The 12953-nt window shown below is 46.5% G+C and carries 12 protein-coding genes; 7 read left to right on the forward strand and 5 right to left on the reverse strand.

Annotation, left to right across the window (positions count from 1 at the left end):
* Positions 1-1722, reverse strand: coding sequence for an acetolactate synthase 3 catalytic subunit (locus tag S2091_RS18255; RefSeq protein WP_105533386.1), 1722 nt, complete (start codon positions 1720-1722; stop codon positions 1-3).
* A 567-nt stretch (positions 1723-2289) separates the two neighbouring features.
* Between S2091_RS18255 and S2091_RS18260 the strand changes: the two genes are divergently transcribed.
* From S2091_RS18260 to S2091_RS18280, 5 genes are all read left to right on the forward strand, one after another.
* Positions 2290-2553: a hypothetical protein gene (locus tag S2091_RS18260; protein ID WP_165795026.1), complete on the forward strand. Its 264-nt coding sequence runs from the start codon at positions 2290-2292 to the stop codon at positions 2551-2553.
* Positions 2554-2765: 212 nt separating this feature from the next.
* The gene (gene betT, locus S2091_RS18265; RefSeq protein ID WP_105533387.1) at positions 2766-4301 is read left to right on the forward strand and encodes a choline BCCT transporter BetT; all 1536 of its coding nucleotides are present in this window, start codon (positions 2766-2768) and stop codon (positions 4299-4301) included.
* Between the two features lie 130 nt (positions 4302-4431).
* A complete protein-coding gene (locus S2091_RS18270; protein WP_423828248.1) occupies positions 4432-5115 on the forward strand; it encodes a CsgG/HfaB family protein in 684 nt (227 codons plus the stop codon).
* Positions 5116-5138: 23 nt separating this feature from the next.
* The gene (locus tag S2091_RS18275) at positions 5139-5492 is read left to right on the forward strand and encodes a DUF4810 domain-containing protein (RefSeq protein WP_105533388.1); all 354 of its coding nucleotides are present in this window, start codon (positions 5139-5141) and stop codon (positions 5490-5492) included.
* Position 5493: 1 nt separating this feature from the next.
* Complete coding sequence (locus tag S2091_RS18280; protein ID WP_105533389.1) at positions 5494-6159, forward strand: DUF799 domain-containing protein; 666 nt, start codon at positions 5494-5496, stop codon at positions 6157-6159.
* Positions 6160-6211: 52 nt separating this feature from the next.
* Here S2091_RS18280 and S2091_RS18285 read toward each other — a convergent pair whose 3' ends face one another.
* From S2091_RS18285 to cstA, 3 genes are all read right to left on the reverse strand, one after another.
* The gene (locus tag S2091_RS18285; RefSeq protein WP_105533390.1) at positions 6212-7618 is read right to left on the reverse strand and encodes a DHA2 family efflux MFS transporter permease subunit; all 1407 of its coding nucleotides are present in this window, start codon (positions 7616-7618) and stop codon (positions 6212-6214) included.
* A 48-nt stretch (positions 7619-7666) separates the two neighbouring features.
* Positions 7667-7861 carry a YbdD/YjiX family protein gene (locus S2091_RS18290; protein WP_105533391.1) on the reverse strand — a complete coding sequence of 65 codons (195 nt, stop codon included), beginning with the start codon at positions 7859-7861 and terminating at the stop codon, positions 7667-7669.
* Positions 7862-7925: 64 nt separating this feature from the next.
* A complete protein-coding gene (gene cstA, locus S2091_RS18295) occupies positions 7926-9986 on the reverse strand; it encodes a pyruvate/proton symporter CstA (RefSeq protein WP_105533392.1) in 2061 nt (686 codons plus the stop codon).
* Between the two features lie 284 nt (positions 9987-10270).
* Between cstA and hpnD the strand changes: the two genes are divergently transcribed.
* Together hpnD and hpnE are read left to right on the forward strand one after the other, a co-directional pair.
* Positions 10271-11104, forward strand: a complete 834-nt coding sequence (gene hpnD, locus S2091_RS18300) for a presqualene diphosphate synthase HpnD (RefSeq protein WP_105533393.1) — start codon at positions 10271-10273, stop codon at positions 11102-11104.
* Between the two features lie 6 nt (positions 11105-11110).
* Positions 11111-12427 carry a hydroxysqualene dehydroxylase HpnE gene (gene hpnE / locus S2091_RS18305; protein ID WP_105533394.1) on the forward strand — a complete coding sequence of 439 codons (1317 nt, stop codon included), beginning with the start codon at positions 11111-11113 and terminating at the stop codon, positions 12425-12427.
* Here the strand turns inward: hpnE and S2091_RS23880 are convergent.
* Positions 12383-12616 (reverse strand): hypothetical protein, encoded by a 234-nt coding sequence (locus S2091_RS23880; RefSeq protein ID WP_133166941.1) that lies wholly within the window; start codon positions 12614-12616, stop codon positions 12383-12385. The two genes, hpnE and S2091_RS23880, sit on opposite strands and share 45 nt — an antisense overlap.
* Positions 12617-12953: the final 337 nt, after the last annotated feature.

Here is a 12953-nt window from a genome sequence, read left to right on the forward strand (position 1 = left end):
TTATAAATCCTCCGAACCAAGTAACATTTCAGAGAGCCCTTTGCCGGTTTTCACCATAGGCCAGACGTTTTCGGTTTGATCGGTAATGAAGTTCATAAATACCAGCCGGTCTTTCATCGCAAATGCGTCATGTAAAGCACCATCCACGTCCGCCGGGTTTTCAATTTTCATCCCCACATGTCCGTAGGCTTCCGCCAATTTTGAAAAGTCAGGTAATGATTCCATATACGATTCAGAATAGCGTGAAGAATAATCAATCTGCTGCCACTGACGCACCATGCCTAAAAATCGGTTATTCAATAAAATGATTTTTGGTGTCAGATGATATTGCTTGCAGGTTGCCAGTTCCTGAATACACATTTGGATCGAACCTTCGCCGGTAATGCAGGCAACGGTTGCATCGGGATTCGCCATTTGCACGCCCATCGCATACGGCAAGCCAACCCCCATAGTTCCCAATCCGCCTGAATTAATCCAGCGTCGTGGTTTATCGAATCGATAATATTGCGCCGCCCACATTTGATGCTGGCCAACGTCGGAAGTAATGAAGGCATCACCCTTGGTGATTTGCCACACTTTTTCGACTACCGATTGCGGTTTAATGACTACGCTGGAATCAACATATTTTAAACAATCGCGTTTGCGCCACTCATTAATTTGCTGCCACCAGGCGGAAATGGAGGCTGGATTGGGACGATTCTCAGCGACGCTTAATTGCGACAATAATTCTTGCAGCACATCCTTCACATTCCCAACAATAGGAATATCCACTTTGACGCGTTTGGAAATAGACGACGGATCAATATCGATATGAATAATTTTGCGCTGTTGCGAAGCAAAATGTTTAGGATTGCCGATCACCCTATCATCAAAGCGTGCGCCGATGGCAATTAGCACGTCGCAGTTTTGCATCGCCATATTCGCTTCATACGTGCCGTGCATACCGGGCATACCAACGAATTTTTCGTCCGATGCCCGATACGCGCCCAAGCCCATTAAGGTATTGGTACAAGGAAAACCTAACTGATCGACTAATTTATTCAGTTCAGCTGATGCATTGGCTAATATCACGCCGCCGCCTGTGTAAATCATCGGTCGTTCAGCCTGCATTAATAATTGCAACGCTTTGCGGATTTGTCCTGAATGGCCCTTATCTACGGGCTTGTAGGAGCGCATTTCAACTTCTTTCGGATACGAGTAAGCACATTTGTGCGCACTGATATCTTTAGGAATATCAATTAAAACCGGGCCGGGACGACCAGTCGTCGCAATATAGAAGGCTTTTTTAATCGTCAATGCAAGGTCGCGCACATCTTTCACCAGAAAATTGTGTTTGACGCAAGGACGGGTAATTCCAACGGTATCGCATTCCTGAAAAGCGTCTTGACCAATTGCGCTGGAAGGCACCTGACCGGAGATAACTATCATTGGAATCGAATCCATATACGCTGTCGCCAAGCCGGTAACGGCATTGGTTACGCCAGGGCCGGAAGTCACTAAGGCAACGCCAACTTTATTGGAAGAACGGGAATAGGCATCCGCCGCATGCAAAGCCGCCTGCTCATGGCGCACTAGCACATGTTGGAATTTGTCTTGTTTGTAAATGGCATCGTAGATATACAATACCGCGCCACCAGGATAGCCGAACACATGTTCAACGCCCTCTTCGGCCAGACAGCGAACTAAGATTTCCGCGCCTGTTAAATCTGAATTTGTACTCACTTGCAATTCCTTTCAAGGTCCATAGGAGATTGATCGGATGTTCTCGCCTTACGAAGTGCCATACCAGACAACGAGTGCTTTGCCAGACGCTATAAACTTGGGTTTATACTTTTTTACCGTAACCGCATTCGCCCTTCACACAACCGTAGGTGTGTTACAAACCAATACTCAATTACAACTGGATTAGCTAAGCCACCTGATACAGAAAAACTTCTCACGCTTGTGGCATGGGTTAGAACAAACTAGCTTCAAACAAAAGCAAATCGCACATTATTGACGTCTTGCGTCACCATGCGGACTTTAATACCCCGCGATGGCAGGGTGGATAGCTACGTTAATGCGCCGCACCATTTTATGTCAAGGTTTTTTATGGTTTTTCTGATGAAAATTTATAAAATGGCGAATTCTTTTAAATTTAATGAATGATTATTCCGTTTTAATTGCGAATATTACGCATCCCAAAAAGGTTATTCCGTAAAACATGCTTAAACATTGCTGTGAAATAAGTTATTTTGTGTTGAAAACATTGCTTCTCATTTATACTTCGCACATCTGAGGAGATTGAACATGCATAAAAATTCCCGCAAAAATTGTCACATTATCGCCCTACTTAAACTTAGCCTACTTATTGCAAGCGCAAGCTGCTTATTAAATGGTTGCGTAGTCATTGCCGTTGCTGATGCGGTAGTTGGCACAACGGTAAGCGTTGGTGCTGCCGTGGTCGGCACAACAGTGAATGTTGGCTCAGCTGTAGTTGGCTCTACCGTTGATGTTGCCCGTGCTGGCGTGCGCGCCGCGACTAGTGCGCCTGATCCCGTTGTGCCCAAATAATTAAACTACATCATAAAGGGGCAGCAGCTAGTTCAGCGGCCCTACTCACCTCATTACGGCTGCATTCCAGCATCCATCCTGCATTCAAATTCTCATCAAAGCCACCATGAACTGGTCGGCATTATTATTAAAATAGTTGTTTTTATAATATAAATAGATAATTATTTATGTTACGGTGCGGGCTGAGCAAATAAAACGACAAAGGTTAATTCATGACTGAGCCACTCAGCATTCCAACCAAAGATCGCCTTAATTCCACAGTTTTCATCGGTTCCGCCGCCTGCATCATTGCACTTACCATCTGGTCTATTATCGATACTCAGCATGTAGCCGCCATCATGAGACTAGTGCTCGGCTGGATTACAGAAGGATTCGGCTGGTATTATTTCTTAGTAGCGACTCTCTGCATAGTCTTCGTCATTTTTATTGCCTCATCCAAATTTGGCAACATCAAGTTAGGCCCTGATAACTCCAAACCTGAATACAACCTGTTTACTTGGGGCGCGATGTTATTCGCAGCTGGAATCGGTATTGACCTCATGTTCTTCTCCGTTGCAGAACCTGTAACACATCTACTGGCACCGCCAGAGGGTGAGGCAAACACCATCGCGGCAGCGCGACAGGCCATGTCCTGGACTTTATTTCACTATGGAATTACTGGCTGGTCCATGTATGCGCTGATGGGTATGGCGCTCGGTTATTTTAGTTATCGTTACGATTTACCGCTGAGCATTCGCTCGGCGCTCTATCCAATTTTAGGTAAAAGGATTCATGGTGCCTTAGGCCACGGAGTAGATATTGCAGCAGTACTTGGCACCATCTTCGGTATCGCGACCTCGCTAGGTATCGGCGTAGTTCAACTCAACTACGGTTTGAAATTCATGTTTGACGTTCCAGAGGGAATCGTCCCGCAAGCCTGGCTCATTTTACTGTCTGTCGTCATGGCGACTATTTCAGTTGTTTTAGGTGTAGATAAAGGCATCCGTCGACTTTCTGAACTGAACGTGATTTTAGCTATTTTCCTTATTATTTTCGTTCTCATCAGCGGGAAAACGGTATTCCTGCTAAACGGGCTGGTACTCAATATTGGCGATTATTTGCACAGTTTTACCAGCATGACGCTGAATACCTTCGCCTTTGATCGTCCGGTCGACTGGCTCAATGCATGGACATTATTCTTCTGGGCCTGGTGGGTTGCCTGGGCACCTTTTGTCGGCCTGTTTTTAGCACGCATATCCAGAGGACGCACGCTGCGCCAGTTTATCGCTGGGACGTTAATCATTCCCTTCGTATTTACGCTGATCTGGATTTCTGTATTTGGCAACAGCGCCCTGGACATTGTGCTGTCAGGGAATCAGGAGTTTGGCAAAATCGCGATGGAAACACCGGAACGCGCCTTTTATTCATTACTGGCCGAATACCCTTGGATAGGATTTAGCTCCATATTAGCCACCGTCACCGGATTACTGTTCTATGTTACTTCTGCCGACTCCGGTGCCTTAGTGCTAGGAAATTTCACGTCTTACCTAAAAACCGCGAATAGCGATGCACCAAAATGGCTGCGTATTTTCTGGTCATTCGCTATCGGTATTCTTACGCTGTCGATGCTGATGGTGGGTGGCGTGCCAACGCTTCAAAACGCCACCATTATTATGGGGCTGCCACTATCCTTCGTTATGCTTTTTATTATGATTGGCTTATATAAAGCACTGAGGATTGAAGCAATTAATGAAGAAAATAAGCAATAAATTCCAACTAAATCACAACTTAAAACTTATGGCCATTTCCATTCCTTGAAAAGATAAAAATAAATGGTTGCATATATATAAATAAAGTATGATGCAAGCCCTTATCGCTCATTGTCATTTGGAGATTAAATTGAAAATAAATAAAACTATTCCTTTGTTCGCTAGCATCGTACTTGCATCCACTTTAGCGGGTTGTGCCACCGAAAGCTCGCAGTCATTACCTATACAAAAAGTAATCAGCGCCAGTCAACCATACGTTGGTGTACGTACCTTGATTTCAGTTGGAAAATTCGATAATCGCTCAAGCTATATGCGCGGTATTTTTTCTGATGGCGTTGATCGCTTAGGTAGCCAGGCCAAAACCATTTTGATCAGCCATATGCAGCAAACCAATCGCTTCAATGTGCTTGATCGTGACAATATGGCTGAAATGAAGCAAGAAGCAGATCTTAAAAAACAAACGCAAAACATTAAAGGTGCCGATTTTGTTGTGACGGGTGATGTGACTGAATTTGGCCGTAAAGAAGTCGGCGATCAGCAGTTATTCGGCATTTTAGGACGGGGGAAAACACAAGTCGCTTACGCAAAAGTAACCCTCAATATCGTCAACATCGCCACATCTGAAGTTGTCTACTCAAGCCAGGGTGCCGGTGAATACAGCTTGTCTAACCGAGAAGTAATTGGTTTCGGCGGCACCGCCAGCTATGACTCAACTTTAAATGGCAAAGTGCTTGATTTAGCGATGCGTGAGGCCGTCAATACCTTGGTTGCAGCGTTGGATTCCGGTGCATGGACACCAAACAAACCACAATAAACTAGAAAAACGAAAACAATACAATGACCAAGAAAATTGTCATTACACTGGCCGCTGCCAGTGTATTACTCTCCGGCTGCCACACTCAACCAAAAACTTTATATCAATGGGAAGGTTATCAGCCGCAGGTATATCAATATTTTAAAGGCGAGAGCCCCGAACAACAGATCGCTATTCTTGAAAAAGGCCTGGAAATCATTAAGGCAAAAGGAAATATGCCACCACCTGGCTATCACGCGCATTTAGGTTTGCTATATTCCGGCATTGGCAAACAAGATCAAGTGATTCAGGAGTTCCAGACCGAGAAAACATTATTCCCAGAATCATCGGCCTATATGGATTTTCTGCTGAATAAAATGAAAAAAAGTGAGCAATGATATGTTGAAAAAAACACTGAAACTTGTCGCCTGTCTTATGTTGATAGCACTGGCAACTGGTTGTGCCAACCATCAAGTCACTCCTACTGACTACACGGCATTCAAACAAAGCCGCCCGGCTTCGATTCTTATCCTGCCACCGCTAAATGAGTCTCCCGATGTCGCTGCAACCTACAGCATGCTGTCGCAAATGACTTACCCACTTTCTGAAGCAGGGTACTACGTATTGCCAGTTACCCTTGTCGACGAAACTTTCAAACAGAACGGGTTAAGTACTCCAGCAGATATTCATGCCGTAGCACCAGCCAAACTCAAGGAAATTTTCGGCGCTGATGCCGCGTTATACGTAACCGTAACCCAATATGGTGCAAGTTATACGGTACTCAACAGCGTGGTGATTGTAACGGCCAAGGCTAAATTAGTTGACTTAAAAACCGGTACGACTCTGTGGCAAGGCGCCGCAACTGCCTCCAACAATGAAGGTGGTAACAACGGCGGAGGTGGTTTGATCGGCGCGTTGGTGGCAGCCGCTGTGAAACAAGTTATTAATAATGTTTCCGATGCAGGACACCCGGTTGCAGGAGCCGCCAGCATGCGCCTGTTATCGGCGGGACGCGCTAATGGAATTTTGTATGGGCCACGTTCGGAACGTTACCAAACAGATTAATCAACGGCGAGCTTAACAATAAAAAACCTGTCATTTTTTTAAGGCAGGTTTTTTATTGTTCTATTTTTGCCCTACTCACATTTTCCCCGTCTCTGGCTTGTAAGGTCGTAAACGTCAATGCAGACAATATCGTGAGCATTCCCATCGCAACAAAGGCATGATGTAATGCGCTCAATATCGCGGGATGATTGGTTTGTGGCAGCCCATCTAAAAACCAGCTAGTAATTAACAAGCCGCAAGCCAAACCGAAACTCATCGAGAGTTGTTGAAGCGAACTAGCAATGGTGCTCGCCATGCTGGAATCAGTTATTTGTATGTCCGCATACGCCATCGAATTCATACAGGTGAATTGCAGCGAGTTGAAAAATCCCATAGTAAAACCCAGCATCACGATCAATGCGATAGGCGTATTGGGGGTGATTAATGAAAAACAGCTGATCGTGCAACCTATCATGACGGTATTCACCATCAAAATACGGCGATAGCCCAGGCGCGCCAACACTTTGGACGCAATCATCTTCATGCCCATGGCAGCCAGCGCGGCAGGCATCATTAATAGACCTGATTGCCATGCCGGCAATCCTAGGCCGAGCTGATACAGCAAAGGCAGTAGAAAGGGTAAAGCGCCGATACCTAAACGGGTGATAAAACCGCCAGCAACCGAGACGCGGAAGGTGCGGATTTTAAACAGCGCGAGATTTAGCAAAGGATAAGCATGCTGTCTGGCATGCCAAACATAAGTCGCCAGCAGCACCACGGCCACCACAAACAAGACTCCGACCGAAGTGCTATCCAAACTATGCTCGCCAAATATTTCAAGCAACCACGACAACAACGCAGTTCCTGTGCCAAACAGCACCAAACCAAGCACATCTAATGGTCGTTGTTCTTCGCCAAAATAATTAGGCATAAACCGATGACTTAAATACAAAGCAACTAAACCCACCGGGATATTCACAAAAAATATCACCCGCCAGGAAAGCCAATGCACAATTAAACCACCGACTAACGGCCCCAATAAAGGGCCGATTAAAGCGGGAATAATTACAAAATTCATCGCTGCCAGTAATTCAGATTTGGGGAAGGTTCGCACTATGGTAATCCTCCCGACCGGCAGCATTAGCGCCGCACCTATCCCTTGCAGAATACGCGCAGCAACCAACATCGGCACACTCATGGAAAGTCCGCACAGGATCGAGGCAATGGTGAAAATGGTAACGGCATAACTAAATACGCGCCGAGTTCCATAACGGTCAGCGATCCAGCCGCTGACTGGAATACATACGGCAAGACTGAGTATGTAGCTGGTGACCACGGCTTTTAAGCTCAGTGGCGTGACGTTCAAACTCGCAGCCATTGCTGGCACGGCGGTATTGACGATCGTTGAATCAAGCTGCTCCATAAAGAGCGCCGATGCGACTACCCAGGGCAGGTAGCGCTTAACTACAGATTCCATCATTGCTTAGTATGGTTTCAGTGAAATAAAGAAACCTGATTCTACTCCTACTCAGCAACATTTACCGGCGCCGTTCCCATAACGTGCTTCTTGCCGCTCACGGAAAAACTCTTCGTACGTCATACAGTGTTTATCCGGATGATTGACACGCATATGCTCGACATAAACTTCATAATCGGGCACGCCAACCATCAAACGTGCGGCTTGCCCTAAATAGCGGCCGACTTTACCTAAATCTTCAAACATGAGTACCTCCATGTAAGTAAGGGAAGGTGTTGAATTCTAAATCACCAACTTCCCTTATTACTTATTAACTAACCGACGTCATTGCCTCATAAGGCGTTTCGTTAGATGTTGGCTGATCGCTCTTCAAGGATTGAAATGCGGTACGCAAACCAAAACCAACTACGCTCACCACAACAAACATAAACAACAACGTTAAACCAGCATCAAGACGATTATTAAAGACTAAGCGACTCATTTCTTCGGCTGACTTGGCCGGTGCTATCAGAACGCCATTTTCCAGCCCAGTGGCAAATTTATTTGCCAACGCCAAAAAGCCTAATTTTGGATTGCTATCGAATACCTTAATCCAGCCAGCAGTTAAAGTGCAGGTTAATAAAATCAGGGTTGGAACTATGGCTACCCACGCATAACGTTGGCGCTTCATTTTGAATAGAATTGCTGCGCACATGGTGAGCGCTATCGCCGCCAGCATTTGATTGGCAATGCCGAATAACGGCCATAAGGTATTAATTCCACCTAACGGATCAACCACGCCTTGGTATAAAAAATAGCCCCATAACGACACGCAAACACCGGTTGCAATTAAGTTGGCCGGTAATGAATCGGTGCGTTTTAAGGAAGGGATAAAGGTACCTAACAAATCTTGCAACATAAAGCGACCGGCGCGAGTTCCAGCATCGACTGCGGTCAAAATAAACAAGGCTTCAAACAAAATCGCAAAATGGTACCAGAACGCCATCATTTTTTGACCGCCGATAAACTGGTGCAAAATATGCGCCATACCAACAGCCAGAGTTGGCGCGCCGCCAGCACGCGATAAAATCGTGGTTTCGCCGATATCTTTAGTAGTTTGGATCAACACATCCGGGGTAATCACAAAGCCCCAGCTGCTAACTACCGCAGCGACTGCTTCCGGCGTGGTACCGATTACGGCTGCAGGGCTGTTCATTGCAAAATATACACCCGGGTCAATTACCGACGCAGCCACTAAGGCCATAATCGCCACGAACGATTCCATCAACATACCGCCATAACCAATGAAGCGCGCCTGACTTTCATTTTCCAGCATTTTAGGTGTCGTACCAGAAGAGATCAGCGCATGAAAACCGGAAACTGCACCGCAAGCGATGGTAATAAACAGGAACGGGAATAAGCTACCTGCCCAGACTGGGCCACTGCCATCAACAAAACGGGTGATTGCTGGCATTTTCAATTCCGGCGCAACAAATAACACGCCAACAGCCAAGCCGACAATGGTACCGATTTTTAAGAAGGTGGATAAGTAATCGCGCGGTGCCAACAACAGCCAAACGGGAATAACGGCGGCCACAAAACCATAAACAACCAAAGCCCAGGTCAGTTGTTTGCCGTCAAAATTAAACATGGCACTCCACACTGGGTCGGCTGCTACAACGCCGCCAAAGTAAATTGCCAACATCAGTAAAATAAAACCAACAATCGAAATCTCGCCGATGCGTCCCGGACGAACATAGCGCATATACAGACCCATCATTAACGCGATAGGAATAGTTGCGCCTACGGTAAAGGTTCCCCAAGGACTATGTGTAAGTGCTTTCACAACAATTAGTGCCAATACCGCGAGAATAATAATCATAATCAGGAAGCAGCCAAACAGCGCGATTACGCCGGGGACGGTGCCAAGTTCAGATTTAATTAAATCACCTAAAGAACGGCCATCGCGTCGCACAGAGACGAATAACACCATAAAATCTTGTACCGCACCAGCTAATACAACGCCCGCCAATATCCACAGCATGCCGGGCAAATACCCCATTTGAGCAGCCAATACTGGGCCAACCAGCGGGCCGGCGCCAGCAATCGCGGCAAAGTGATGTCCGAACAAAACGTATTTATTGGTGGGGACGTAATCCAGACCGTCATTGTGTTTGTAGGCAGGAGTTTTACGAGTTGGATCTATGCCTAATACTTTATCGGCAATAAAACGGCTGTAATAACGATACGAAATTAAATACACGGAGACTGCGGCAACGATAATCCATAACGCATTAATGGTTTCACCGCGATTCAAAGCAACATAGCCAAGTGCAAATGCGCCAACCAGCGCCAAGAGCAACCATCCGATATGCGATGATATTTGTTTCATTAATATCTCCAATTTAATTTTTTTATTCAATTAGGACCTACACAAAACAGCTCCAGCGGCGTTACGCTCTCCTTGCCGTACATTCGTACTGTCTGCGTCGGCGTGCCTTGCCAGATCAATTTTGCGTAAGTCCTACAATTTATTTAACCTAAGTGAAATCTTAACCCCACTTTGAATAAATTGCATCACTGATAAGTGAAACTTGGTATTTATTTCAAAATTAGCTTTGATCAAGTTCCGCAGTCAGATAGCATATAGCCTTTGTTTTTATAGCTTAAATCCGCATGTCTCCAGACGAATATTGCCAACAAAAAGCCGCTCAAAGCGGCTCCAGTTTTTACTATAGCTTCCTGTTTTTGCCCAAACCGCGACGTTTGGCAATTACCGCGCTATACGCGTTTTGCCGCGAAGTCGATGATGCTGTCGATGAAACCAGCGATGCCACTGTCGCTCAAAACAAATTACTGTGGTGGCGCTCTGAAATCAATGCCATGTTAGCTGGCAAGCCCACTCATCCGGTTACCCGCGCCTTACAGCCACATTTAGCTACTTATCAATTAGAAGGCAAACATTTGCTGGCAATTATTGACGGCATGGAGATGGATTTAAGTCAGACTCGTTATTTAGATTACATCGGCCTACAACGCTATTGTTGGCACGTAGCTGGTGTAGTGGGAATTTTATCCGCCAGTATTTTTGGTGTGACGAATCCAAAAACGTTGGAATTTGCAGAAAAACTTGGATTGGCGTTTCAGCTCACCAACATCATCCGCGATGTCGGCGACGATGCGCGCAAAGGACGAATTTATTTACCAGTGAATGAATTACAGCAGTTTGGCGTAACTGCGGCGGACATTCTCAATGCGAAACATAGCGATCAATTCGTCGCATTAATGCAATTTCAATATGAGCGTGCACAAGCTTGTTATGAACAGGCGTTTGCCCTGCTTCCACAAGAAGACCGTCGCGCCCAGCGCACCAGCTTAATCATGGCGGCGATTTACCGCACGCTGCTAGTTGAAGTCAAAGACGATGGTTTCCATGTATTAAACCAGCGCATTTCACTCACGCCAATCCGCAAATTGTGGCTGGCCTGGATTACCTATGTGCGCGGATAACTGGCTATGAAATACGCAGTAATCGGCGCAGGCTGGGCAGGATGCAGCGCTGCGGTTGAGCTGGCCAAACGCGGTCATCAAGTACATTTATTTGAAGCGGCTCGCACGTTAGGTGGCCGCGCCCGGCAAGTCAGCAGCCACGATTTAATGCTGGATAACGGTCAGCATATTTTATTAGGTGCGTATAAAGCGACCCTAGCCTTACTCAGCACCCTAGGCATCAATCAAAAAACCACCCTGCTCCGGCTGCCGCTGCAAATGTGCTACCCGCCAGACTCAGGCGGAATGGAATTTATTGCACCGAAACTGCCCGCGCCATGGCATGTGGCCGTCGCTTTGCTAAAAGCTTCTGGCTTAACTCGTGCCGACAAAATGGCACTAATGCGTTTTTCCAGTACCGCACGCTGGATGGGCTGGCAGTTAAATAACGATTGCAGCGTAGCTGAATTACTGCATCGCTACGACCAAACCGACAACCTGACCCGACTCATGTGGCAACCATTATGTATCGCCGCATTGAACACGCCAATTCACCGCGCCTCGGCACAAGTATTTTTAAACGTACTAAAAGACAGCTTAGGGGCCAAGCGCGCCGCATCTGACATGCTAATTGCGCGCACTGATTTAACTAGTTTGCTGCCACAACCGGCGGCACAGTTTATCGAAGCTCAAGGTGGTCAGGTGCATTTGGGTTGCGCTGTGCATTCGATTGAAAAAAACACGGAATGGCAACTGAACTTCCAACAAACTCAGGCAAATTTCGATGGCGTAGTAATTGCCACTTCGGCCGAGGTTGCCAGCAATTTGTTAGCACCGCTCAATATGGCGGAGCACATTCCAACATTTGAATACGAACCCATCACTACCTGCTATTTAAAATATGCTACCGACATCAAGTTGGCACGCCCTTTTCTGGCATTAGTTGAGCGACCTGAACATTCAGCGTGGGGGCAATTTGTCTTTGATCGTGGTCAGATCGAGGGAGAGAAAGCGGGCGGAATTGCAGCGCAAGCCGGTTTATTTGCCGTAGTAGTCAGCACCTCGCAACAAGCGATCGAACACGGTCACGCAGAACTCGCCTTCAACTGTGCTAAGCAATTAGCAGTGGATTTAATGCGGCCGGAATTAGCTGTACCGGAATGGAGTCAGGTAATTACCGAAAAACGCGCGACCTTCGCTTGTACTCCGGGCTTGGTGCGGCCGGCTAATCAATTACCGGTTTCTGGTTTGGTTTTGGCGGGAGACTATACCGAAAGCAGTTACCCTGCGACACTGGAATCAGCTGTGCAAAGTGGAGTGTTGGCGGCAAATTTGTTGATGTAAATTTTTCACACGCAGAAGTGATTGAAGTTTGTATGTGCTGCCGTTGACCTTGCTTTTGACCTTGCCGTTGACGTTGCTTTTGACCTTGCCGTTGACCTTGCTTTTGACCTTGCCGTTGACGTTGCTTTTGACCTTGCCGTTGACCTTGCTTTTGACCTTGCCGTTGACGTTGCATTTGACTTGCCCCACTTAAGGCAGGTAGCCGCCGGTCTACCACCGGCCTACTAGCATCGGATCAGCTCCGAAAGCAAATCAAAAACTATCCGCAAATTAACAGGTTTTGACGTACTTCCAGCTTCCAAGAAGATATTGCGAAGACTCAAATTCATCAACCGCGGCGACAAATTCAAGGCTTGGGGCCGGTGGTAGACCGGCAACTAGTCACCTTTTTTGCTTCGCTGTTTAGACGTGGGACATAGGTAACGGGTGTATCCAGACATGGGTAACACATTTAAGCCGAATTAGTTGCAGCGCGCAAGTCGATTTTAAGAATCTTCTGGCGACAGTAAAATACATTAAATACACC

The organism is Solimicrobium silvestre (assembly GCF_002976435.1).
GTDB classification, from domain to species: Bacteria; Pseudomonadota; Gammaproteobacteria; order Burkholderiales; family Burkholderiaceae_D; genus Solimicrobium; species Solimicrobium silvestre.